Origin of the sequence: Streptomyces syringium (assembly GCF_017876625.1) — a bacterium.
In the GTDB taxonomy this organism is placed as follows: domain Bacteria; phylum Actinomycetota; class Actinomycetes; order Streptomycetales; family Streptomycetaceae; genus Streptomyces; species Streptomyces syringius.
Genome location: NZ_JAGIOH010000001.1, coordinates 2,139,652 through 2,162,637 on the forward strand (window position 1 = coordinate 2,139,652; position 22,986 = coordinate 2,162,637).

Consider the following 22,986-nt stretch of genomic DNA (forward strand, 5'->3'; position numbering starts at 1 on the left):
CCTCACCGGGTTGATCAATAAGGTTACCCTTACCTTACCCGGCCCGGTCGGGGATTAACAACGCAGTGGGGCGCGGATCACTTCGATCCGCGCCCCACTGTTTCGTTCCGCCGGGTTCCTACTGGTCCCGGTACATTTCCGCGACCAGGAACGCCAGGTCCAGGGACTGGCTGCGGTTGAGGCGCGGGTCGCACGCCGTCTCGTAGCGCTGGTGCAGATCGTCGACGAAGATCTCGTCGCCGCCGCCCACGCACTCCGTGACGTCGTCGCCGGTCAGCTCGACGTGGATGCCGCCCGGGTGGGTGCCGAGGCTCTTGTGGACCTCGAAGAAGCCCTTGACCTCGTCGAGCACGTCGTCGAAGCGGCGGGTCTTGTGGCCCGAGGCCGCCTCGAAGGTGTTGCCGTGCATCGGGTCGCTGATCCAGACGACCTGCGCACCGGACGCCGTGACCTTCTCGACCAGCGTCGGGAGCTTGTCCCGGATCTTGTCGGCACCCATACGGGTGATGAAGGTGAGCCGGCCCGGCTCGCGCTCGGGGTCGAGCCGCTCGATGAGGGTCAGCGCGTCCTCGGGCGTCGTCGTCGGGCCGAGCTTCACCCCGATCGGGTTGCGGATCTTCGACGCGAACTCGATGTGCGCGCCGTCGAGCTGCCGGGTGCGCTCACCGATCCACACCATGTGGCCCGAGACGTCGTACAGATCGCCGGTCCGCGAGTCGACACGGGTCAGCGCCGACTCGTAGTCGAGGACGAGCGCCTCGTGCGACGAGAAGAACTCGACCGTCTTGAACTCCTCCGGGTCCACCCCGCAGGCGTTCATGAAGTTCATCGCGCGGTCGATCTCGCGGGCGAGCGCCTCGTAGCGCTGGCCGGAGGGGGACGACTTCACGAAGTCCTGGTTCCAGGCGTGCACCTGGCGCAGGTCCGCGTAGCCGCCGGTGGTGAAGGCGCGGACCAGGTTCAGGGTGGAGGCGGAGGCGTTGTACATCCGCTTCAGCCGCTGCGGGTCCGGCGTACGGGCTTCGGGGGTGAAGGCGAAGCCGTTGACGGAGTCGCCGCGGTAGGTCGGCAGGGTCACGCCGTCGCGGGTCTCGGTCGGCTTGGAGCGGGGCTTGCTGTACTGGCCGGCGATGCGGCCGACCTTCACGACGGGCACCGACCCGGCGTAGGTCAGCACCGCGCCCATCTGCAGGAGCGTCTTCAGCTTGTTGCGGATCTGGTCGGCGCCGACGGCGTCGAAGGCCTCGGCGCAGTCGCCGCCCTGGAGCAGGAACGCCTCACCACGGGCGACGGCTCCCAGGCGGTGACGCAGCTGGTCGCACTCGCCCGCGAAGACGAGCGGCGGATAGGACTCGAGCTCGGCGATCACATCGCGCAGAGCCTCTTGATCCGGCCAGTCAGGCTGCTGCGCCGCGGGCAGGGAGCGCCAGGTGTTGCCACCGGCGTGGAGTTCAGCGTTCACGGTCACACTCCAACATTACGGGGTCGATGCATCTGTCCATCCGCCGGGACCGACATCTGAGACGCTCCCCACTCGGATGTCGGGGTTCCGGTAGGGTGCGCCACATGCTCGCGCCGATGAACCGGAACTGGTGGTGGACCGCTCTCAGGCGGCCCACTGATCGCGCGTAGCAGCACACTCACCGCGAAGGCCGCCCCGAGGGGCGGCCTTCCGTGTTCCACGGGCCGTTCCCTCCTCGCACCGGAAGGAACTCCCCAGATGCCCGACACCTCCGCTCTCCTCGCACGGCTGACCGACCCCGCCTGCCCGCCCTTCGCCCTGCTGCGCCGCCGCACCCCCGGCCGCCCGCACGGCGCCGGGGAGGACCGCGTCGAGCTGCTGATCGGCCCGGTGGGCGAGGCCGGACGCCTCACCGGCATCCCCTTGCCGTCCGGTGCCCCCGCCGGGGGCGGCCCCGCGCACGACGCGCTCGCGCTCGTGCCGTTCCGGCAGATCCGCGAGCGCGGCTTCGAGGTCACCGACGACGGGACGCCCCTGCTGGTGCTGCGGCCCGAGGAGTCGTACGAACTGCCGCTCGCCGAGGTCCTCGCCGCGCTGCCCGCGCACGAGGTACGGGTCGACGGCGGGGCCTTCGACGTGAGCGACGAGGAGTACGCGCGGATCGTCGAGCGGGTGATCGAGGACGAGATCGGGACGGGCGAAGGGGCCAATTTCGTCATCCGGCGGACCTTCGAGGGCGAGATCCACGGCTTCGGGGCGGCCGACGCACTGGCCCTCTTCCGGCGGCTGCTGGCCGGCGAGCGCGGCGCGTACTGGACGTACGTCGTGCACACGGGCGACCGGACGCTGGTGGGGGCGAGCCCGGAGGTGCACGTCCGGATGTCGGGCGGGACGGTCGTGATGAACCCGATCAGCGGCACGTACCGCTACCCCGCCGAGGGCCCGACGCCCGAGGGGCTGCTGGCCTTCCTGCACGACCGCAAGGAGGTGGAGGAGCTGTCCATGGTGGTGGACGAGGAGCTGAAGATGATGTGCACGGTCGGGGACATGGGCGGCGTGGTCGTCGGCCCCCGGCTCAAGGAGATGGCCCATCTCGCGCACACCGAGTACGAACTGCGCGGGCGCTCCTCGCTGGATGTGCGGGACGTGCTGCGGGAGACGATGTTCGCGGCGACCGTGACGGGCTCGCCGGTGCAGAACGCCTGCCGGGTCATCGGGCGGTACGAGCCGCAGGGGCGCGGCTACTACGCGGGGGCGCTCGCCCTCATCGGCCGCGACGCGGCGGGCGCGCAGACGCTCGACTCGCCGATCCTCATCCGGACCGCCGACATCGACCGGCGCGGCCGGCTGCGGGTGGCGGTCGGCGCCACGCTCGTACGCCACTCCGACCCGGCCGGCGAGGTCGCCGAGACGCACGCCAAGGCCGCCGGCGTGCTCGCCGCGCTCGGCGTCCGCGACGCGCGGGGATCCGCGCCGGCGGGGCCCGGGGCCCGGCTCGGTGACGACCTTCGGGTACGGGCCGCGCTCGACGCCCGGCGCGCGGACCTGGCACCGTTCTGGCTGCGCATGCAGACCACGTCGTCGACGGCGAAGCTGTCGGGGCACGCGCTCGTCGTCGATGGCGAGGACACCTTCACGGCGATGCTGGCGCACCTGCTGCGCACCTCGGGGCTGACCGTCACCGTGCGCCGCTACGACGAGCCGGGCCTGCGGGACGCGGCGCTGCGCCACGAGGGGCCCGTGGTGCTGGGGCCGGGTCCCGGCGATCCGTCGGACGCGGCCGACCCCAAGATGCGGCTGCTGCGCGGGCTGGCAGCGGACCTGCTGCGCGAGCACCGGCACGGGGTGCTGGGAGTGTGCCTGGGCCACGAGCTGCTCGCGGCGGAGCTGGGCCTGGACATCGTCCGCAAGACGGACCCGGCCCAGGGAGCGCAGCAGCGCATCGACTTCTTCGGGCGCCCGGAGACGGTCGGCTTCTACAACACGTTCACGGCGCGCTGCGGGGAGACGACGGAGGCGGAGCTGGCCATGCACCGGGTGGAGGTCAGCCGGGACGCCTCCGGCGAGGTGCACGCGATCCGCGGCCCCGGCTTCGCGGGGGTCCAGTTCCACCCGGAGTCGGTACTGACCCTGAACGGCGCGACGATCGTGGCAGACCTGCTGGCGTCGGTGCTGGTCTGAGGGGCTCGCCCACCTGTTGCCCTCAATCGCCGGGCAGGCTCCTTGGAGTCTGCCCGGCGATTGAGGGCGATCTTTCGGCACCGGCGGTAGCCGGAGCCAACCCCTAGCCGAACAAAAGCTTCGCTTCCTCGTACCGATCAGCCGGCACCGTCTTCAACCGAGCCGTCGCCTCCCCGAGAGGCACCCGCACGATGTCCGTGCCCCGCAGCGCGACCATCGTCCCGAAGTCGCCGTCCCGCACCGCGGAGATCGCGTGCAGCCCGAACCGGGTCGCCAGCCACCGGTCGAACGCGCTCGGGGTGCCGCCGCGCTGGACGTGGCCCAGCACTATCGTGCGCGCCTCCTTACCGGTGCGGCGCTCGATCTCACCCGCCAGCCACTCCCCCACCCCGGAGAGCCGGACGTGGCCGAAGGCGTCCTGCGCGGCGGCGTTCTTGAGGACGAGGTCGCCGTCCTTCGGCATGGCGCCCTCCGCGACGACGACGATCGGGGCGTAGCTGGCGCGGAAGCGGGAGGTGACCCAGCCGCACACCTCGTCGAGGTCGAAGCGGTACTCGGGGACGAGGATGACGTTGGCGCCGCCTGCCATGCCGGAGTGCAGGGCGATCCAGCCCGCGTGCCGGCCCATGACCTCCACGACGAGGACGCGCATGTGCGATTCGGCGGTGGTGTGCAGCCGGTCGATGGCCTCGGTGGCGATGTTGACGGCGGTGTCGAAGCCGAAGGTGTAGTCCGTGGCGGAGAGGTCGTTGTCGATGGTCTTGGGGACGCCGACGCACCGGATGCCGTACTCGGCGCAGAGCCGGGCGGCGACGCCGAGGGTGTCCTCGCCGCCGATGGCGATCAGGGCGTCCACCCGGTCCTTGGCGAGGTTGTCCTTGATCCGGCGGACGCCGTCCGCTTCCTTGAAGGGATTGGTCCGCGACGATCCGAGCACGGTGCCGCCGCGCGGCAGGATGCCGCGCACGGCCGGGATGTCGAGGCGCGTCGCCGCGCCCTGGAGCGGCCCGCGCCAGCCGTCCTTGTAGCCGAGGAATTCGTAGTCGTAACGCTGGACGCCCTTGCGGACGACGGCGCGGATGACCGCGTTGAGCCCGGGGCAGTCACCGCCACCGGTCAGTACTCCGACCCGCATGACACCTTCCCTTCAGCCGGGTACGCCCGGCCGCGGAGGGTCAGGCGTCGTCGAGACCTCGCTCTATCGCGTAGCGCACCAGCTCCACGCGGTTGTGCAACTGGAGCTTGCCCAAGGTGTTCTGAACATGGTTCTGCACCGTGCGGTGGGAAATAACCAGCCGCTCGGCGATCTGTTTGTAGGAGAGGCCCTTGGCGACCAGGCGCAGCACCTCGGTCTCCCGGTCGGTGAGCCGGGGGGCCTTCGGCTCGTCGGGGGCGGCGGGGGCCGGGTCGGAGGCGAGCCGGCGGTACTCGCCGAGCACCAGTCCGGCCAGCCCCGGGGTGAAGACGGGGTCGCCGACGGCGGTCCGGCGCACGGCGTCCACCAGCTCGTCCGTGCTGGCCGACTTCAGCAGATAGCCGGTCGCGCCGGACTTCACCGCTTCCAGGACGTCCGCGTGCTCGCCGCTGGCGGAGAGCACCAGGACGCGCAGCGCGGGGTTCTCCCCGACCAACTCCTTGCAGACGGCCACGCCGGGCAGACCGGGCAGATTGAGGTCCAGGACGAGGACGTCGGGGGCCACGGCCTGGGCGCGCCGGACCGCCTGCGGGCCGTCCCCGGCGGTGGCCACGACGTCGAACCCGGCGGCGTCCAGGTCGCGGGCGACCGCGTCCCGCCACATGGGGTGGTCGTCGACCACCATGACCCGTACGGCCTGCTCTTCACTCATCGGACTTCACTCATCGCTCGTCACCCCACCGGGTTGGTTTCCCCCGGCGCCTTCCCTTGCGGTTCGGCTCACGCGCCCGCGCGCGGAACCCTCAGTTCGACTTCGGTGCCCTGCCCCGGCACGGACAGCAGCTCCGCGCTGCCGCCCAGGTCCCGCAGCCGGCCGCGGATCGACAGCGCGACGCCCATCCGCCCCTCCCGTTCGGCGTCCGCCAGCCGGCCCTCGGCGATGCCCGGGCCGTCGTCCCGCACAGTGACGATCACCTCACCGGGTTCGTCCTCCAGCAGGATCCAGGCCCGCGCGCCGTCACCGGCGTGCTTGGCCACATTGTCCAGCGCGGCACCGACGGCCGCCGCCAGTTCCGCCGCGGCGGACGCCTCCAGCAGGACGGGCGTACCGGGCCCGGCGAAGGAGACGGCGGCCCCGGCGTACGGGGCGAGGAGCCCCGCGAGGTCGCAGGGGCCCGTCGGCGCGGGGGCCGGGGCGGGGGTGACCGTCCGCACCAGCTCGGCGTCCTCGGCGAGCTGCGCGGCCGAGCGCTGCGGGGGCAGCAGGCCGCCGGCGACGAGGGTGCGCAGCGCGATCTCCTGCTCGCCCGCCATCCGGCCCAGCTCGGCGGCCTCGCCGCCGATCGCGGCGCCCCGGCGCTGCACCATGGCCAGCACCTGGAGGACGCCGTCGTGGATGTCGCGGGCCAGCCGCTCGCGCTCGCGGGTCGCCGCCTCGATCTGGAGGGCGCGGGCGAGCGTGCGCTCACTGGCCCGGGCCACCTCGACGATGTAGCCGATGGCGATGCTGGAGACCCAGACCAGCAGCACGTTGTGGATCGTGTCGCGGGCGGCGCCGCCGCGCTCGACGAGGTTGGCGACGGCCACGAGGGTCGAGCCGACGGCCGCCCAGCGCCAGCCGCCCTTGATGGCACAGCCCAGCACGGCGCCGCCCGCCCAGATGGACGGCAGGGTGGCCGCGCCGCTCGCGATGCGCTCGGGGGAATCGATGACGGCGGTGAGCAGGATGCCGGCCAGCGCGATGGTGAGATCGGCGGTCAGGAACCGCTTGGTGCACCGCTCGGGTGCCGTGACCCGGTTCCAGGTCAGCAGCATCCATACGGTGAGCGCGCCCATGTAGAGGGCGGCGCCGAGCGGGTGCGCGTACTCGCGGTAGTTGAGGAAGAAGAGCGCGAGGGCGTAGCCGAGGGTGATGATCCGGTAGCCGGTCAGGGCGCGCCACAGCGGCAGCTCCACGGACATGCGCACGGCCCGCGGGCGCTTGCCGACCGGTGCGCGCGATATGCCCGGTGGCACGTGTGTCCCCTGAGTCATCGAACCGACCCCCCGCCGGGCGCTCAGGCCTCGGGCTGCTTGCCGGCCTTGTCGAGTCCGGCCGCCTTCGCGGCCTTCTCCTCCTCGGCCTTGCGCTTGGCCTCTTCCGCGATCTGCCGCTTGGCCGCCGTCGCGTAGATGTCGACGTACTCCTGGCCGGACAGCTCCATGATCTTGTACATGACCTCGTCGGTCACCGAGCGCAGGATGAAGCGGTCGCCGTCCATGCCGTGGTAGCGGCTGAAGTCGAGCGGCTCACCGATCCGGATGCCCGGACGGATCATCTTCGGCAGCACCTTCCCGGGCGGCTGCACCTTCTCCGTGTCGATCATCGCGACGGGGATCACGGGCGCGCCGGACAGCAGCGCCACCCGGGCGAGCCCGCCGGGCTTGCCGCGGTAGAGACGGCCGTCCGGGGAACGGGTGCCCTCCGGGTAGATGCCGAACAGCTCACCGCGCTCCAGCACCTCGATGCCGCTCTTGATCGCGGCCTCGCCCGCGCCGCGGCCGCCCGAGCGGTCGACGGGGAGCTGGCCGACGCCCTTGAAGAAGGCGGCCGTCAGCTTCCCCTTGACCCCGGGGGAGGTGAAGTATTCCTGCTTCGCGATGAAGGTGACCTTCCGGTCGAGCACCGCGGGAAGGAAGAAGGAGTCCGAGAAGGACAGGTGGTTGCTCGCCAGGATCGCGGGCCCCTCGGCCGGGATGTTCTCCAGGCCCTCCACCCACGGCCGGAAGGCAAGCTTCAGCGACCCGCCGATGGACAGCTTCATAGCGCCGTAGAACAACCCAGAACCTCCTGTAGTGACGAGGAGACCTTAACCTGCCTACCCGCCGTGCGGCGCTCCGCGTACGCTGAGGGCCAGACCCCTTTTTCCCGTTCCATCGATCGGAGATCCCGGTGCCGCTCCTCCCCGGCGCCGAGCCGTTCCGCCACGTCGGCGGAGAGGTCGGCGTCCTTGTGTGTCACGGCTTCACCGGTTCCCCGCAGTCCGTACGGCCCTGGGCCGATTATCTCGCGGAACGCGGCCTGACGGTGTCGCTTCCCCTGCTGCCCGGCCACGGCACCCGCTGGCAGGACCTGCAGCTCACCGGGTGGCAGGACTGGTACGCGGAGGTGGACCGCGAGCTGCGGTCGCTGCGTGAGCACTGTTCCGAGATCTTCGTGTGCGGCCTGTCGATGGGCGGGGCGCTCGCGCTGCGGCTCGCGGCCCTGCACGGTGACGCGGTCCGCGGCGTCGTGGTGGTCAATCCCGGGAACAAGGTGCACGGCCTCGCCGCCAGGGCGCTGCCCGTGGCGCGCCATCTGATGCGCACCACCAAGGGTATCGCCAGCGACATCGCGAAGCCGGGCGCGGCCGAGGTCGGCTACGGCCGGGTGCCGCTGCACGCCGCGCACTCGCTGCGCCGCTTCTTCCGTCTGGTCGATATCGAACTTCCGCAGGTCACCCAGCCGTTGCTGTTGCTGCACAGCCCCGACGACCGTGTCGTCCCCGCCGCCGACTCGGCGCGCATCCTGGCCCGTGTCTCCTCCCGGGACGTCACCGAGCGGCTGCTGGAGCGCAGCCGCCACGTGGCCACCCTGGACCACGACGCCGAGCTGATCTTCAAGGACACGTACGCGTTCATCAACCGGCTCAGCGCCGGTGCCGACGCGCACGCCGGCAAGGAGGGGACGGCCACCCGTGGCTGAGCGCGACGCCGGCCGCGACGAGAGCCGCGACCCGCTGGACGAGGACGCGGCCTGGGCGGAGCTCGTCGCCGCGTACGGCGAACAGCCCGACCCGGCCAAGGGCCGCTGGCCCGCCTCCGGCGATGTCACGGACGAGCTCGACGACCGCGAGCGGGCCGAGGACCCAGGCACTCCGGACGGGGCCGAGGATTCCGGGGCCTCCGACGGGCCGGACCCCTCCGGTGACGACCGGGACGGGACGACCAGGACCGCCACGGCCGCCCCGGGGAAGCCGGACCGTCCGGGCAGCTTCATCGTCTACGCCCCCGGTGTGGGCCCCCGCGACTGGCCCGAGCCGGCAGCCGAGAGCGGCAAGGACGGCAAGGGCGAGAAGGACGGCAGTGACGACGCGGACGAGGGCCACTTCGTCCCGCCGGAGCCGCCGCCGCTCCCGACCGGCGACGTCACCGCCCGCTTCGCCTGGATCGCCGTGCTCGGCGGACCGTTGCTGCTGTTGGTCATGGTGCTGCTGCGCCAGGAGCTGACGTGGTGGATGACCACGCTCGGCGTCGGCGGCTTCCTCGGCGGCTTCGCCACGCTGGTGCTGCGCATGAAGGACGGCGACGACGACGAGGACGACGACCCGGGACGCGGCGCGGTCGTGTGAAGGTTTTCCCATCGCCGGACGGGCTGGATAAATCCAGCCCGTCCGGCGTTTGAGGACGCGCCCGCAGGGCGCCCGCCGCCGCAGGCGGCAAGGACGGCCCGCAGGCGGCAGGACAAGCCAGGTCCGGGGCCGGAGCCCGCGGCTACACCGCAGGCACCCGCACAGCCGCCAACACCGGCAGGTGATCCGTGGCGGCCCGCAGATCCCGCTCCGCGATCCCCGGCAGCCCCATCGGGACGCCGCAGCCGAGCACCTCGACGCCCTCCGTCGCGAAGACGGCGTCGATGCGCTGGAGGGGGTCGCCGAGCCGGGTGGTGTGCTCGCGGCCCCACGGCTTGGTGGCCCAGCCGTCCTGGAGGGCGTCCGCGAGGAGACCGAACGTACGCCCGTCGGGCCGGTCGTTGAGGTCGCCCGCCGCGACGGCGTGCGGGACGCCGAGGGAGGCGAGCCGGTCGAGGAGCAGCTTGCCCTGGCCGTAGCGCTCGCTGTCCTTCATGCTCAGGTGGCAGCTGAGGACCCCGAGCCGGGCCCGGCCGAAGCGGAGCACGGCGGTGGCGAAGCCGCGCTGGTGCAGTCCGGGGGTGCGGGGCAGCAGGACGTCCTCCGTGCGCTCCACGGTGGCGCGCAGCGAGGACAGGATCATCGGGCCGGAGGCGGTGGCCCCGCCGGTGACGTACACCAGCTCGGAGGTGCGGGCGAGGCGGGCGGCCGCCTTGCGCCAGCGGAAGAAGCGCGGCGCTTCCTGGACGCAGACGACATCGGGGGCGCAGGCCCGGATGACCCGGGCCAGCGCCCCCGTGTCGTCACGCATGGAGCGGATGTTGTAGCTGAGCACACGGACGACGGCCGAGCCGTCGCCTTCGGTACGGGACGGGGGCAGGTCCGCGAGCATCGCCACTCTCCTGTTGCTCCAACGGTGCTACAAGGTGTGATCAGCCCTCTCGGGCGGTGTCGTCAGCCCTGACGGGCCAGGTCGGCGGCGCCGACCAGCCCGGCCTTGCCGCCCAGCTGCGCCGCGAGCACCTGCGCGTGCGGGCGCCACTGGCCGCCGATCAGCCAGCGCTTGAAGGACTTGCGGATGGGGTCGAGGACGAGGTCGCCCTCGTCCGAGACACCGCCGCCGACGATGAACGCGGAGGGGTCGAAGAGCGAGGCCAGGTCGGCCAGGCCCGCGCCCGCCCAGCGGGCCAGCTCGCGGAAGGAGTCGATGGCGACCGGGTCGCCCTGCCGGGCGGCGGCGCTGATGTGCTTGCCCTCGATGCCCTCGACCGTGCCGTCGCCGAGACCCAGCAGGATCGAGGCGTTCTCCGGGGTGGCGTTGGCGCGCTGCTTGGCGTAGCGGACGAGCGCGCGCCCGGAGGCGTACTGCTCCCAGCAGCCCTGGCTGCCGCAACCGCACAGCAGGCCGTCGGGGACGACCCGGATGTGGCCGAATTCCGCTGCCACACCGAAGCGGCCGCGGCGCAGCTTGTTGCCGATGATGATGCCGCCGCCGAGGCCGGTGCCCAGGGTGATGCAGATGACGTCGTCGTGGCCCTGGCCGGCGCCGAAGCGGTATTCGCCCCAGGCGGCGGCGTTGGCGTCGTTCTCGACGACGACCGGGAGGCCGACGCGCTGCTCGACCTTGTCCTTGAGGGCCTCGTGACGCCAGTTGATGTTCGGGGCGAACAGCACGGTGGCCCGCTTGTCGTCCACGTAACCCGCGGCACCGATGCCGACCGCCTCGACGTCGTGGCCGACGCTGACCGTGCGCACCGCGTCCGCGATGGCGTCGACGACCGCTTCGGGCGTCGGGGGGGTGGGCACCTTGCAGGTCGCGAGGATCTTGCCCTCTTCGTCGACCACGCCGGCCGCGATCTTCGTGCCGCCGATGTCGACGCCGATGGTGAGTCCCATGTATCCCTCAGTTATTCGCTCGAACCCCGCCACGGCCCACCGTACCGGAGGGCCAGGTCAGTCCAGGTCGATGCGCTCGGTCCCGCCGGCCGCTTCGTCGCCTTTGCCGGGCGGGGTGTCACGGGCCGTGCCGGGACGGTCGGTGGGCGCGGAGCCCGGGCGCTCGCCCCGGGTCCAGCGGCCCTCCTGTCCCTGGACGGCGGCGCGGTAGGCGGCGAGCAGTTCGGAGCCCGCGGAGGCCAGGTGGTCGAAGACGTCGGGGTTGCGCTCGATGACGGGCTCGACGACCGCCTTCGCCTGGGTGATCAGCTGCTGCACTGCGCCCTGGGCGGCCGCCCCGGCGAGCGGCAGCTGGAGCCCCGCGACCTTGTCGGCGACGGCGTCGACGAGCTTGCGCAGCTCCTCGGCGGCGGTGCCGGTGGCCGGGCCCTGTCCGTACTCCGCACGGCGCCGGGCCTTCTCTGCGGCGAGGTCCTCGGCGCAGGCCCGCTCCCAGGCGTCGTGGTCGGCCGCCCCGTCGGTGTCGGGGCGCTCGGTGGCTTCGCTCATGGCGGACTCCTGCGGCTGGATTTTCCTTCGACGTTACCCGAACGGCGTAGTGCCGTTCAGCTGCTCCGCGGCCAGAGGCCGGGGTCGGGGGTGAAACGGACGCAGAGGGCGCCGTCGCGCAGCGCGGCGCCGGAGACGGTGCAGCGGCGCAGCGCGGACGGCAGGGGCAGGACGCGGCGGAACGGTCCGACGCCGACGATCAGCTCGTCGCCCCGGCGGACCAGGTCGAGTCCCTCGCGGTGGGCGCCGGGCAGCGGCAGCCGCCAGACGAGGACGCCGTCGACGGCGATGCGGTCCTCCACCGACCAGGCCTCGGGCTCCTCGGCACTGCCGTATCCGTCCGCGTCCGGGCCGGCCCAGCCGTCGAGTTCGTCGGTGAGGCCGTCGCCCTCGACGATCCCGGTCCCGCCGACGGCGGTCGACCGGGCACGGCCGGCCAGCTCGTCGAGATCCCCGGTGCCCCGCGGGCCCCGGCCGAGGTGCGGCAGCTCGCAGACGGTGACGGCGTCGACGAGGAACTCCTCGCGCAGCGCCTTCAGCGCGGTGCGCTGCTCGTCGACGAGCCCGGCGAGCCAGGAGCCGGCTGTGCCGCCGGGGTCCCCGGCGGCACCGGGCGCCTCGGGGAACAGTCTGTTGGTGACGAGGGTGTCGATCCGGCAGCTCTGGAGGGCGAGTCCGGCACGGGCGACGCGCACGGCCTCGGCGGCGACCGGCCCGGGGTCGACGACGAGGCGCACGGTCGTGCTCCTGGCCTCGATCACCCGCTGCACGGCGGCCAGCTCAGCCTCCCAGCGCTCGGCGGTCTCGTACAGCCGCTGCGCGGGCATGGGCACCCCGGCGAGCTGCGCGAGCATCGGGCGCAGCGCGCGGGCGGCCTGCCGCTCGGGGGGCAGCAGCCGGCGCAGATAGCGGCGCAGCTGCTCGGGCAGCGCGAGCAGCCGTATGGTCCCGGGCGCGGGCGGCATGTCGACGACGAGCAGGTCCCAGGGGGCGTCGCCGGTGTGGGCGGCGCGCAGGGCGGTGAGGATCGCGAGGGGTTCGGCGCCGGGGAGTTCGGTGAGTTCCTCGGCGTCCAGCGGGGTGGCGCCGAGCAGGTCGAAGAGGGAGGCGCCGCGGTCCTGGAGCTCCCGGGCCCGGTCGCGGAAGTGTTCGCCGACGGCGATCCGGGCGGCCCGGAGGCCGGGGGCGACCTCGACGGGCGGCCCCCAGGGCGCGGGGCTCCCGTCTCCCACGGGCGGTGCGGGCAGCGCGACGCCGAGGACGGCCTCGGGGGCGGGGCCGCGGTCGGAGGTGAGCAGCAGCACGCGCCGCCCCTGGCGGGCGGCGGCGAGCGCCGTGGCCGCCGCGGTGGTGGTGCGGCCCGCGCCGCCGGGACCGGTGACGAGGACCGTACGCAAGGAGGAGCCTCCGGCAATGAGGTGCATGGTTCTACGCGGCCGGCGCGGCGGCGGCCGGACGTCCTTGAGGCCGCCCGCCCCGCCGGGCCGGGCCGGGTCAGGACTTCGCGCCGCTCTCGACGCGCTCCTTGAGGCCCTGGAGGGCGCGGTCGATGATGACCTTCTCCGCCTTGCGCTTGATCATCCCGAGCATCGGGATCTTGACGTCGACCGTGAGCTGGTACGTCACCTCGGTGTGCGCGCCGCCGGCCACGGGGGCCAGGCTGTACGAGCCGTCGAGCTGACGCAGCATCTGGGACTTGACCAGCGACCAGCTCACCACATTGTCGGCGGGCCAGCTGTAGGCCAGCGTGTGGTCGTCCTTGATGGCACCCGCGTCGAGGACCAGGCGCACCTGCTCGGCACGGCCCTGCTCGTCCTTGGCGAGGACCTCGGCCTGCTTGACCTCGCCGGTCCACTCCGGGTAGCGGTCGAAGTCGGCGATCACCGACATGACCTCGGCCGGGGCCGCCTCGATCGTGATGCTCGAGCTGGTGTGTTCCGCCATCGCCGTGGCTCCTCCGTACCGGGGTCCCGCTGCCTCATGTGCCTCGTGTGCCTGCCGGTGAAGGCTACATCGCGCGGCCGGTCACCACTCCAGTGCCCACGGAGTACCGGACGACGCGAAATGGCCGACATTGACGCACTCGGTGTCGCCGATGCGCATCCGCTGCGCGAGCGGCTGGTGTACGTGGCCGAAGAGGGCGTACTTGGGCCGGGTGGCCTTGATCGTCTCCAGCAGCGCCGAGCTGCCGCGCTCGAAGCGGCGGGCGACGGTGTCGTAGCAGAGCTCGGGCACGTCGGGCGGGATGTGCGAGCAGAGCACATCGACCTCGCCGAGGGCGGCGAGCTTCGCCGCGTACGTCTCGTCGTCGATCTCATAGGGGGTGCGCATCTGCGACCGGAGGCCGCCGCCGACGAAGCCGAAGACGCGGCCGCCGATCTCCGCCCGCTCGCCGTCGAGGACCGTCGTGCCGGGCCGGGCGTACTCAGGCCACAGTCCTGGGATGTCGACGTTGCCGTAGGTCGCGTAGGTGGGGGTGGGGAAGGCGGCGAAGAGCTCCGCGTACTGTCCGCGCACCGCCTTCTCGACGGCGGAGTCGCGGTCTATCCCGTCCCACAGGCGCCGGGCCAGCTCACGGGCCTCCTCGAAGCGGCGGGCCGTGCGCAGCTCGACGATCCGGTCGGCGTTCTCGACGCCGAAGAGCTCGGGAAAGATGCCGCGCGAGTGGTCGGCGTAGTCGAGGAAGAGGACCAGGTCCCCCAGGCACACCAAGGCGTCGGCGCCGTCGCCCGCCCGGGCGAGGGCCTCGCTGTTGCCGTGCACATCGCTGACCACGTGAATCCTGAAGCCACCTCGCATGCGGATCACCCTAGGGCGTGCGGCCCGGCCTTCGGAAGGGCCCCGACCTGCGGTTACTTCCGGGTTACCAAAGCTAGGGGCTAGGGTTCGGACAGCAGTCCCGTGGCATGTGACGCATAGAACATCTGGACGCGACCCCTATTCGAATAGCCGTACCGGTGGGTAACGTCCGGGCAGTCCAATACCCCCCTTGCCTGATCATGGACCGCAGCCGACGCAGCGCCCCTCGAAGACGCGGCGGCGCCGGCGCCCGACGAGGAGCAGCAGTCTTGCGCGAGTTCAGCCTTCCGGCCCTGTACGAGGTCCCCGCGGACGGAAACCTGACGGATCTGATCCGCCGCAACGCCGCGCAGCATCCTGACGTCGCCGTCATAGGGCGCAAGGTCGACGGCCGGTGGCAGGACGTCACCGCCACCCAGTTCCTGGCGGAGGTCCGTGCGGCCGCCAAGGGTCTGATGGCCTCCGGCATCCGCCCCGGCGACCGGGTCGCCCTGCTGTCCCGCACCCGCTACGAGTGGGCGCTGCTGGACTTCGCCATCTGGAGCGCGGGCGGCGTGACCGTGCCCGTCTACGAGACCAGCTCGCCCGAGCAGATCCAGTGGATCCTCGGCGACTCCGGTGCCGTGGCCTGCCTGGTGGAGTCCCCCGCGCACGAGGCCGCCGTGGAGTCCGTCCGGGACCGGCTGCCGGACCTCGCGAACATCTGGCAGATCGAGCGCGGCGCGCTCGACCGGCTGCGGGCGGCGGGTGAGGAGCTGACCGACGAGGACGTCGACGAGCGCAGCGCCGTCGCCACCGCCGACTCCCCCGCCACCATCGTCTACACCTCGGGCACCACCGGCCGCCCGAAGGGCTGTGTGCTGACCCACCGCAGCTTCTTCGCCGAGTGCGGCAACGTGGTCGAGCGGCTCAAGCCGCTCTTCCGCACCGGTGACTCGTCCGTGCTGCTCTTCCTGCCCGCCGCCCATGTCTTCGGGCGGCTGGTCGAGATCGCCTCGGTGATGGCCCCGATCCGGCTGGGCCTCGTCAGCGACATCCGCAATCTCACCGACGACCTCCAGTCCTTCCGGCCGTCGCTGGTGCTGGGCGTGCCGCGGGTCTTCGAGAAGGTCTACAACGGCGCACGGGCCAAGGCCCAGGCGGACGGCAAGGGCAAGATCTTCGACCGGGCCGCGGACACCGCGATCGCCTACAGCCGCGCGCAGGACACCCCGGCGGGGCCGTCGTTCGGCCTCCGGATCAAGCACAAGATCTTCGACAAGCTGGTCTACAGCAAGCTGCGCGCGGTGCTGGGCGGCCGGGCCACCCACGCGATCTCCGGCGGCGCGCCGCTGGGCGAGCGGCTCGGCCACTTCTACCGCGGCATCGGCTTCACGGTCCTGGAGGGCTACGGCCTGACCGAGACGTGTGCCGCGACCGCCTTCAACCCCTGGGACCGGCAGAAGATCGGTTCGGTCGGGCAGCCGCTGCCGGGTTCGGTGGTCCGCATCGCCGACGACGGCGAGGTCCTGCTGCACGGCGAGCACCTGTTCACGGGCTACTGGAACAACGAACAGGCCACCAAGGAGGCGCTCTCCGACGGCTGGTTCCACACCGGCGACCTGGGCACGCTCGACGAGGACGGCTACCTCGCGATCACCGGCCGGAAGAAGGAGATCATCGTGACGGCGGGCGGCAAGAACGTCGCGCCCGCGGTGATCGAGGACCGGATCCGCTCGCACGCCCTGATCGCCGAGTGCATGGTCGTCGGCGACGGCCGGCCGTTCGTGGGCGCGCTGATCACCCTCGACGAGGACTTCCTGCCGCGCTGGCTGGCGGAGCACGGCCGCCCGGCCGGCACGACGCCCTCGGAGCTGGCCGACGACGCCGAGCTGCTGGCCGATGTGCAGAAGGCCGTGGACGACGGCAACGCGGCGGTCTCCAAGGCGGAGTCGGTACGCGAGTTCCGCATCCTGCCCGCGCAGTTCACCGAGGATTCCGGGCATGTGACGCCGTCGCTCAAGCTGAAGCGGAATGTGGTGGCGAAGGACTTCGCGGGGGAGATCGAAGCGATTTACCACGCGTAGCGGTGCGCTTTTGAAGATTGCCCTCAATCGCCGGGCGGGCTCGATTTATCGAGCCCGCCCGGCCTTTAAAGCAGTTTCCGCAGGCGGTCGGCCAAGAGGTCCCAGCGCCACCGCTCCTCCACCCACGCGCGGCCCCGCTCGCCCATGCGGCGCCTGAGTTCCGGGTCGCCCAGCAGCGCGATGACGCGGTCGGCGGACTCCTCGGCGGAGCCGCCGCGGACCACGTAGCCCGTCTCGCCGTCGAGGACGGCGTCGGGGGCGCCGCCGGAGTCGCCCGCGACCACCGGGAGACCCGTCGCCGACGCCTCCAGGTAGACGATGCCGAGCCCCTCGACGTCCAGGCCGCCGCGGCGGGTGCGGCAGGGCATGGCGAAGACGTCGCCGGCGCCGTAGTGGGCGGGCAGCTCCTCCCACGGGACGGGCCCGGTGAAGCGGACCGCGTGGGCGACGCCGGTGCGCTCGGCGAGCGCCCGCAGGTCCTTCGCGTAGGGCCCGCCGCCGACTATCAGCAGCACCGCGTCCGGGACCGCCGCGAGGATCCGCGGCATGGCCTCGATCAGGGTGTCCTGGCCCTTGCGCGGCACGAGGCGGGAGACGCACACCACGACGGGGCGGTCGGCGAGCCCGAGGCGGGCGCGGACCTCGTCGCCGCCGGAGGCCGGGTGGAAGGTCTTCTCGTCCACGCCGGGCGGCAGTTGGACCATCCGCGCGGCCGCCTCGGGCGTCAGCGCGGCGGCGATCCGGGAGCGGGTGTACTCCCCCAGATAGGTGATCGTGTCCGTGCCCTCGCCGATCCGGCGCAGCAGCTGCCGGGAGGCGGGCAGCTGGGCCCAGCCCGCCTCGTGCCCGTGGGTGGTGGCGACCAGCCGCCGGGCCCCGGCGCGGCGCAGCGCGGGGGCCATCAGGCCCAGCGGCGCGGCGGCACCGAACCACACGGAGGTGCAGCCGTGTTCGCGCAGCAGCGCGGTGGCGCGGCGGGTGACCCGGGGGGTGGGCAGCAGCATCGTGGTGCGGTCGCGGACGACCTCGAAGGGCTGCTCGGCGTCGAAGCGCGCGGTGGCCTCGGCGCCTTCCCGGCCGCGCTTCCACGTCGAGGCGTAGACGACGACGTCCGCCGGGTCCAGGCGCAGCGCCATGTTGTGCAGGAAGGCCTGGATGCCGCCGGGCCGGGGCGGAAAGTCATTGGTGACGATCAGGGTCTTGTGCACGGGGGTCTTTCGGCTGGGGGTCGCTCGGCTGGTGGCCTGGGGCCGTGACATCGCGCCCCGACAGTACCGGGTGCTCCCCCGGCCGCCGCCGGGGTGCCTCTGGACCTTCGTCCCGCCACGTCACCGCGCGCGGGCCGCCTCGACCGGCCATCATGCCTTGGAGTGACGGAGCGTGTAGGGACGTGCGTGGATCGTGAACCGTGCGTGGACCGTGAATGGACGAGGTGAATCATGGCGGGCACTGGCTTGCGGCTCTCGATCGTGGTGTGGGCCGTCACCCGGGCCGTTCTGCTGCTGTGCGTGTTCCGGGTGTGGGTGCTGCCCGGATCGGACGTCGGGATCGACATCGAGGTGATCTACCAGGGCTGGTACGGGGTGCTGAAGACGGGCACCTTCCCGTTGGACGACGTGACGTGGCAGTACCCGCCGGCCGCGGCGCTGGCCGTGCTCTCCCCCGGGCTGCTGCCGTTCCTCGACTACGCGCCGGCGTTCTTCCTGATGTGCTTCCTGGCGGACGTGCTGGTCTTCGCGATGCTGCTGTTCACCGTGCGGGGCGGCAGGCGCAGCCGGGCGGGGGTGTGGGTGTGGGTGGCCGGGGTGCCGCTGCTGGGCCCGATCGTCTACGCCCGCTACGACGTCATGGTGACCGCCGTGTCCGTCGCGGCGCTGCTGGCCGCGGCGCGCCCGGCCGGGGCCCGGCTCTCGGGGGCGCTCGCCGGTTTCGGGGCGCTGCTGAAGGTCTGGCCGGTGCTGCTGCTCGTCGGCACCCCGCGCGGCCGCCGCACCCGCTCCGCCTGGGGTGCCGCGCTGCTCACGGGGCTCGTGCTGGGGCTGCTTTTCGCCGTGGCGATGCCGGGGGCACTGGCGTTCCTGACCTTCCAGCGCGACCGGGGCACGGAGATCGAGTCGCTGGGGTCGCTGGTCTTCCATCTGGGGCGGCACTTCGGCTGGGAGGGCCACGCGCGGCTGCACTACGGCTCGGTGGAGTTCCTCGGCCCGTACGTCCGCACGATGAGCCGGCTGGCGCTGGGCCTGAGCGTGCTGGCCTTCGGGTGGCTGCTGCTGTGGCGGGTGCGGGCGCGGCGGTTCACGGCGTGCACGCCCTACGACGCGGCCTTCGCCGCCGTGCTGCTGTTCACCACCACCAGCCGGGTGATCAGCCCGCAGTACCTGATCTGGCTGATCGGCCTGGCGGCGGTGTGCATGACGATGCGGACGACCCGGCAGGGGCTGCCCGTCGCCCTGGTGCTGCTGGCGGCGCCGCTCACCCAGCTCGAGTTCCCCATCTGGTTCTCGCACGTCGTGGCCAGCGACAAGCTGGGCGTGACGACGCTGACGCTGCGCAATCTGCTGCTGGTCGTGGCGACCCTGCTCTCGTGCACCCGGCTGTGGCGGGAGACGGTGACCGAGGCGGGTCCGACCGGGACGCCCGAACCGCCCGCCGAGCGGTCGTCGGCGCTGGTCGCCAAGTGAGGGCCGGGCGGCGTCAGCCGAGCGCGGCCTCCAGATAGGCACGCCAGCGCGCGGTGAAGTCGACGAGGTTCACCCCGAGCACGTCGCGCAGGGCGTCCTCGACGGCGCCCGCCCGTCGGCTGTGCCCGCCCACCGCGCGGTAGAAGGCGACGAGCTTCTCCTCGCCCCACTCGTCGGCGATCATGCGGCAGGCCAGCCAGCCCTCCTCGTAGGCGCGGGCCAGCCGCCCGGACTCGCCCGCGAAGCCGAACTCCCCGTCCTCGGGCAGCCGCCGCGGCAGCTCACCGCCGGTGACGGCGCGGGCCAGCTCGGGGGCGGCCTGGCGCGGGGTGCGGTCGGTGTCGCGGTAGGCGGCCCAGTCGGCGAAGCCCTCGGAGAGCCACAACGGGGTGGCCGGGGAGGTCAGCGCGCGGGTGGCGACGTGGGCGGTCTCGTGGGTGAGCACCACGCGGCGGCCGAAGTCGCCGAGGACGCCGTACGCCTCGGGGTTGACGATGATCCGGTCGGCCGGAGCGGCACCGGCGCCACCGACCTCTCCCGTCGTGACCGCCGCGATGCCCCGGTAGCCGGCGGCGGGCGCCCCCAGCAGGGCCGCCATGGTGTCCAGCGAGGCCGGCATCTCGACCACCACCCGCCCCGCCCACTTCCCCCGCCAGGCCGCGCTCACAGCCGGCACCGCGCGGTCGGCGAGGCCCGCGAGGGCCCGCAGCCGCCCCCGGTCCTGGCCGACGCCGAGGACGAGGCTGTGCGCGCCGCGCACGACCGTCACCGTGCCCTGCTCCCACAGCTGCCGGCCGCCGTCACGGTCGTCCTGGGCGGCGACGTACCAGCGGCCGCCGCGTTTGACGAGCGTCAGCCGCGCGGGGGCCGTGACGGGCGCGGTGTCGTAGCCGGCGATCCGGTAGCGCAGCTCGGCCTCGACGGCGACGCGGTGGCCGTCGCCGGGCGCGGGGGCGAAGCCTCCCCGGCGCACCAGCCGGTAGCCGTAGTCGGCCAGCGGTACGTCCTCGATCCGGTCGAACACCCGCTGCCGCGCGGCGCGGTAACCCGTCGCCCGAGGGTCCACGGCGGCCAGGAAGGCGGCCTCGTCACGGCCGCGCAGCGCGTCGGCCCACCGGTCCAGCAGCCGCTGCACCGATCTGTCGTCGGCGTCCGGTCCGGCCGAGGAGCCCATCGGCCCGCAGCCGGTCAGGGCCTGGGCGCCGAACAGGACCACCGCCAGGCCGCACGCCACGCGTCTTCCGCCCCACCGCTGTCGCCCTGTCACGCCCCGCATCGTACGAGCCGCCGGGCGGGTGGCAGGCGTTCAGGGCGCGCTCATGGCCGGGTGACGGAGGAAATCGGCATCATGTTGGCCGGGTCGTAGCGGACCCGGGCACCGGGGTAGGGGGCGTGGACGACCTGCCCGTTGCCCACGTACATGCCCACGTGGCTGGCGTCGGCCCGGTAGATCACCAGGTCGCCGGGCTGGGCCTCGGACAGCGAGACGTGCCGGCCGGCGTTCCGCTGTGCCTGCGAGGTGCGCGGCAGGCCCACGCCCGCGCGCCCGTACGCCCACTGCATGAGCCCCGAGCAGTCGAAGGCGCTCGGGCCGGTGGCGCCCCAGGCGTACGGGGAGCCGACGGCGGAGCGGGCGGCCATGGCGGCCGCAGCGCCCCGGGAGGAGGTGGGGGCGAGGCTCGGCAGCGCGGCGGCGAGGACACCGTCGCCGCGGTCGGAGCGCGACGCGCGGCCGTACTCCTCCCGGTCCGCCGTGGGCAGCGAGTTCAGCAGCCTGCGGGCCGTGGCGAGCTTCCGCTCGACCTCCTGCTTGTGCCGTACGACGGCCCGGCGGCCGGCCTCGAGGTCCTCGAGGATCCGGGCGGCCTCGGCCCGCTCCTGGCGCAGTTCGCGCTGTGCGCCCTGGAGGGTCCGCAGCTGGTCGGCCTGACGGCCGGTGACGCGGTCGAGGGTGGCGGCCCGCTCCAGATAGCCGTCGGGGTCGGAGGACAGCAGCAGCTCGATGGCCGGGTCCATGGTGCCGCCGCTGCGGTACTGCGCGGTGGCGATCATGCCGAGGGCGGTGCGCAGCCGGTTGACCCGCTCCTGGCCGCGCGCGACCCGGTCGGCGGCCCGCTCCACCCGCTCGCGCAGGCCGTCGGTGCGCTCGTCGGCGGCGTTGAACTTCTCGGTGGCCCGCTCCGCTTCCTCGTAGAGCCGGTCGACCTGTGCCTTCACCGTCCCGGACGCCCGGTTGCCACCGTCCGTCCCTTCGCCGGGCCGGGCGTCCGCGGGTGCCGCCGACAGAGCGGCGGCCGCGGTGGCCATGGCGGCGGACAGGACGGTGACCCGGACGGACCGGTTGAGACCGGTCGGCGCGGGACGGCGATGGAACGCCACGGGAAGCCGCACTCCCTTTCACTGTGTGCGGCCCCTGCCGCCCGGGTCGGGCGTACGACAGCGGGGCACCGCGCGCCAGACAGTAGCGGCGCGATCACCCCGGGTTCAAAGACCGCGCGGGGCGGGAAACGCGACGCCCCGCCGGAGACGCAGGTCACCGGCGGGGCGTGGAGTCAGCGGAGGGTTCCGGGATTCGCCCGAAAGGGCGGTGTGTCGCTCAGGCCCGCCGCGGAGGACGGGCCTGGGGCGCACCCGGGGTGCGGGTGGGGCTCATGAGGGTCGCGGGAGAGCGGCCGGGAGCCCCGGTGGGGGCGTCAGCCGACGCGCACCCCGAACTGGAAGGGCATGTTGCCCATGGCCTCGTAGCGCACGTTGGCGCCCGGCTTCGGGGCGTGCAGCACCTGGCCGTTGCCCGCGTACAGGCCGACGTGGTGCAGATCGCCGTAGAAGATCACCAGGTCGCCGGGCTTGAGGGAGCCCTGGTCGTAGATGCGGGTGCCGGCGTTCGCCTGGTCCTGCGACATACGGGGCAGGGTGACGCCCGCCTGCGAGTACGCCCAGGAGGTCAGCCCGGAGCAGTCGAAGGAGTTGGGGCCGGTCGCGCCCCAGACGTACGGGGAGCCGATCTTGCCCTGTGCGGCACCGAGCGCACCGCCGGCGCGCTGCGACTCGGGCACGGGCTTGCCCGAGCCCCCCGGGTCCGTGCGGCTGCCGCCGGAGCGGTTGGCGCGGTCGGCGGCGTCCTTGCCCTCCTGCGCCTTGTCCTCGCCCGTGACCTCGGCCTTCTCCTTGGCCGAGAGGGTGTTGAGGAGTTCCTGGGCGTCGGAAAGCTTGCCCTGGATCTCCTTCTTCTTGTCCCCCAGCGCCTTGCGCGTGGACTCCAGGTCGGCGAGCTTGTCGGCGGCCTCCTGGCGCTCCTGCTTCAGGGTGCGCTGCTTGCCGGCTATCTGACGGAGGGTCTCCGCCTGCTTGGTGGTGAGCTGGTCGAGCGTGGAGGCCCGCTCCAGATAGCTGTCCGGGTCGGAGGACAGCAGCAGTTGCAGGGAGGGGTCGATGCTGCCGGTGCGGTACTGCGCGGTGGCCATCGAACCGAGGCTGTTGCGGAGCTTGTTGAGCTCCTCCTGGCCGCGGGCGACCTTGTCCTGGAGGTCGCTGACCTGCTTGTCCAGCTTGTCCTGCTTCTCCTTGGCCCCGTTGTACTTCTCGGTGGCCTGCTCGGCTTCCTCGTAGAGCTTGTCGACCTTCGACTTGACGTCCTGCTTGGACGCCTGCGGATCGGCGTGCGCGCCCTGGGCCGAGAGGGCGACGGCCGCCGCGGCGGTCGCGGTGAGCACGGTCACGCGGGCGCGGCCCGGCTGCTTGGGTCGACGGTGGGACGCCACGGAGACGAGCTCCTTTTCCTGGGGCCGCCTACCGCGCAGGCTCCGCGGGCTCGGCGGGACCCTCGCCGTCACCCCGAATGGATGAA

The 22,986-nt window shown here is 72.9% G+C and carries 20 protein-coding genes; 5 read left to right on the plus strand and 15 right to left on the minus strand.

All coding sequences use genetic code 11. From position 1 onward, the window contains the following. Positions 1-118 precede the first annotated feature (118 nt). On the minus strand, positions 119-1,468 hold the full coding sequence (locus tag JO379_RS09420) for a class II 3-deoxy-7-phosphoheptulonate synthase (protein WP_130877356.1): 1,350 nt from the start codon (positions 1,466-1,468) through the stop codon (positions 119-121). 252 nt (positions 1,469-1,720) lie between these two features. Between JO379_RS09420 and JO379_RS09425 the strand changes: the two genes are divergently transcribed. Then, positions 1,721-3,643, plus strand: coding sequence for an anthranilate synthase family protein (locus JO379_RS09425; RefSeq protein WP_209514580.1), 1,923 nt, complete (start codon positions 1,721-1,723; stop codon positions 3,641-3,643). Positions 3,644-3,746: 103 nt separating this feature from the next. On the opposite strand, the gene JO379_RS09430 is transcribed toward JO379_RS09425, so the two are convergent. The 4 genes from JO379_RS09430 to JO379_RS09445 all read right to left on the minus strand — a co-directional run bounded on the left by JO379_RS09430 (position 3,747) and on the right by JO379_RS09445 (position 7,582). After that, the gene (locus JO379_RS09430) at positions 3,747-4,778 is read right to left on the minus strand and encodes a 6-phosphofructokinase (RefSeq protein WP_130877358.1); all 1,032 of its coding nucleotides are present in this window, start codon (positions 4,776-4,778) and stop codon (positions 3,747-3,749) included. Positions 4,779-4,818: 40 nt separating this feature from the next. Then, entirely contained in the window at positions 4,819-5,490 is a 672-nt protein-coding gene (locus JO379_RS09435) for a response regulator (RefSeq protein WP_130877359.1), read from the minus strand. Positions 5,491-5,558: 68 nt separating this feature from the next. Then, the gene (macS, locus tag JO379_RS09440) at positions 5,559-6,740 is read right to left on the minus strand and encodes a MacS family sensor histidine kinase (protein ID WP_209518613.1); all 1,182 of its coding nucleotides are present in this window, start codon (positions 6,738-6,740) and stop codon (positions 5,559-5,561) included. Positions 6,741-6,835: 95 nt separating this feature from the next. Then, positions 6,836-7,582 carry a lysophospholipid acyltransferase family protein gene (locus JO379_RS09445; protein ID WP_207303895.1) on the minus strand — a complete coding sequence of 249 codons (747 nt, stop codon included), beginning with the start codon at positions 7,580-7,582 and terminating at the stop codon, positions 6,836-6,838. A gap of 128 nt (positions 7,583-7,710) precedes the next feature. On the opposite strand from JO379_RS09445, the gene JO379_RS09450 reads away from it, so the two are divergent. Beyond that, positions 7,711-8,502, plus strand: coding sequence for an alpha/beta hydrolase (locus tag JO379_RS09450; protein WP_130877361.1), 792 nt, complete (start codon positions 7,711-7,713; stop codon positions 8,500-8,502). Then, positions 8,495-9,148, plus strand: a complete 654-nt coding sequence (locus JO379_RS09455) for a hypothetical protein (RefSeq protein ID WP_209514581.1) — start codon at positions 8,495-8,497, stop codon at positions 9,146-9,148. The genes JO379_RS09450 and JO379_RS09455 overlap by 8 nt, the downstream gene beginning before the upstream one ends. 142 nt (positions 9,149-9,290) lie before the next feature. Here the strand turns inward: JO379_RS09455 and JO379_RS09460 are convergent, their stop codons facing one another. The 6 genes from JO379_RS09460 to JO379_RS09485 form a co-directional block, all read right to left on the minus strand. Continuing rightward, positions 9,291-10,040, minus strand: coding sequence for an endonuclease/exonuclease/phosphatase family protein (locus JO379_RS09460; RefSeq protein ID WP_209514583.1), 750 nt, complete (start codon positions 10,038-10,040; stop codon positions 9,291-9,293). Between the two features lie 62 nt (positions 10,041-10,102). Next, positions 10,103-11,044 carry an ROK family glucokinase gene (locus tag JO379_RS09465; protein ID WP_130877364.1) on the minus strand — a complete coding sequence of 314 codons (942 nt, stop codon included), beginning with the start codon at positions 11,042-11,044 and terminating at the stop codon, positions 10,103-10,105. A 57-nt stretch (positions 11,045-11,101) separates the two neighbouring features. Then, complete coding sequence (locus JO379_RS09470) at positions 11,102-11,593, minus strand: DUF5304 domain-containing protein (RefSeq protein WP_130877365.1); 492 nt, start codon at positions 11,591-11,593, stop codon at positions 11,102-11,104. A 56-nt stretch (positions 11,594-11,649) separates the two neighbouring features. After that, positions 11,650-12,990: an ArsA family ATPase gene (locus JO379_RS09475; RefSeq protein ID WP_209518614.1), complete on the minus strand. Its 1,341-nt coding sequence runs from the start codon at positions 12,988-12,990 to the stop codon at positions 11,650-11,652. A gap of 97 nt (positions 12,991-13,087) precedes the next feature. After that, on the minus strand, positions 13,088-13,537 hold the full coding sequence (locus JO379_RS09480) for an SRPBCC family protein (protein WP_130877366.1): 450 nt from the start codon (positions 13,535-13,537) through the stop codon (positions 13,088-13,090). Between the two features lie 81 nt (positions 13,538-13,618). After that, a complete protein-coding gene (locus JO379_RS09485; RefSeq protein WP_130877367.1) occupies positions 13,619-14,392 on the minus strand; it encodes a metallophosphoesterase family protein in 774 nt (257 codons plus the stop codon). A 269-nt stretch (positions 14,393-14,661) separates the two neighbouring features. Between JO379_RS09485 and JO379_RS09490 the strand changes: the two genes are divergently transcribed. Then, complete coding sequence (locus tag JO379_RS09490; protein ID WP_209514585.1) at positions 14,662-16,458, plus strand: AMP-dependent synthetase/ligase; 1,797 nt, start codon at positions 14,662-14,664, stop codon at positions 16,456-16,458. Between the two features lie 65 nt (positions 16,459-16,523). On the opposite strand, the gene JO379_RS09495 is transcribed toward JO379_RS09490, so the two are convergent. Continuing rightward, entirely contained in the window at positions 16,524-17,666 is a 1,143-nt protein-coding gene (locus JO379_RS09495; protein WP_130877369.1) for a glycosyltransferase family 4 protein, read from the minus strand. A gap of 231 nt (positions 17,667-17,897) precedes the next feature. Between JO379_RS09495 and JO379_RS09500 the strand changes: the two genes are divergently transcribed. Beyond that, positions 17,898-19,139, plus strand: coding sequence for a glycosyltransferase 87 family protein (locus JO379_RS09500; RefSeq protein ID WP_130877370.1), 1,242 nt, complete (start codon positions 17,898-17,900; stop codon positions 19,137-19,139). Between the two features lie 13 nt (positions 19,140-19,152). On the opposite strand, the gene JO379_RS09505 is transcribed toward JO379_RS09500, so the two are convergent. From JO379_RS09505 to JO379_RS09515, 3 genes are all read right to left on the minus strand, one after another. After that, positions 19,153-20,415, minus strand: coding sequence for a hypothetical protein (locus JO379_RS09505; protein ID WP_130877371.1), 1,263 nt, complete (start codon positions 20,413-20,415; stop codon positions 19,153-19,155). A 41-nt stretch (positions 20,416-20,456) separates the two neighbouring features. Next, the gene (locus tag JO379_RS09510; protein ID WP_130877372.1) at positions 20,457-21,518 is read right to left on the minus strand and encodes a C40 family peptidase; all 1,062 of its coding nucleotides are present in this window, start codon (positions 21,516-21,518) and stop codon (positions 20,457-20,459) included. Positions 21,519-21,832: 314 nt separating this feature from the next. Further along, positions 21,833-22,900 carry a C40 family peptidase gene (locus JO379_RS09515; RefSeq protein WP_130877373.1) on the minus strand — a complete coding sequence of 356 codons (1,068 nt, stop codon included), beginning with the start codon at positions 22,898-22,900 and terminating at the stop codon, positions 21,833-21,835. Between the last annotated feature and the right edge of the window lie 86 nt (positions 22,901-22,986).

What these genes read in the sequence shown, in the direction of transcription:
- macS (WP_209518613.1), bottom strand. Translation starts at nt 6,740, where the DNA reads ATGTCCGTGGAGCTGCCGCTGTGGCGCGCCCTGACCGGCTACCGGATC.
- JO379_RS09480 (WP_130877366.1), bottom strand. Translation starts at nt 13,537, where the DNA reads ATGGCGGAACACACCAGCTCGAGCATCACGATCGAGGCGGCCCCGGCC.
- JO379_RS09470 (WP_130877365.1), bottom strand. Translation starts at nt 11,593, where the DNA reads ATGAGCGAAGCCACCGAGCGCCCCGACACCGACGGGGCGGCCGACCAC.
- JO379_RS09505 (WP_130877371.1), bottom strand. Translation starts at nt 20,415, where the DNA reads ATGCGGGGCGTGACAGGGCGACAGCGGTGGGGCGGAAGACGCGTGGCG.
- JO379_RS09465 (WP_130877364.1), bottom strand. Translation starts at nt 11,044, where the DNA reads ATGGGACTCACCATCGGCGTCGACATCGGCGGCACGAAGATCGCGGCC.
- JO379_RS09425 (WP_209514580.1), top strand. Translation starts at nt 1,721, where the DNA reads ATGCCCGACACCTCCGCTCTCCTCGCACGGCTGACCGACCCCGCCTGC.
- JO379_RS09460 (WP_209514583.1), bottom strand. Translation starts at nt 10,040, where the DNA reads ATGCTCGCGGACCTGCCCCCGTCCCGTACCGAAGGCGACGGCTCGGCC.
- JO379_RS09430 (WP_130877358.1), bottom strand. Translation starts at nt 4,778, where the DNA reads ATGCGGGTCGGAGTACTGACCGGTGGCGGTGACTGCCCCGGGCTCAAC.
- JO379_RS09435 (WP_130877359.1), bottom strand. Translation starts at nt 5,490, where the DNA reads ATGAGTGAAGAGCAGGCCGTACGGGTCATGGTGGTCGACGACCACCCC.
- JO379_RS09445 (WP_207303895.1), bottom strand. Translation starts at nt 7,582, where the DNA reads ATGAAGCTGTCCATCGGCGGGTCGCTGAAGCTTGCCTTCCGGCCGTGG.
- JO379_RS09500 (WP_130877370.1), top strand. Translation starts at nt 17,898, where the DNA reads ATGGCGGGCACTGGCTTGCGGCTCTCGATCGTGGTGTGGGCCGTCACC.
- JO379_RS09485 (WP_130877367.1), bottom strand. Translation starts at nt 14,392, where the DNA reads ATGCGAGGTGGCTTCAGGATTCACGTGGTCAGCGATGTGCACGGCAAC.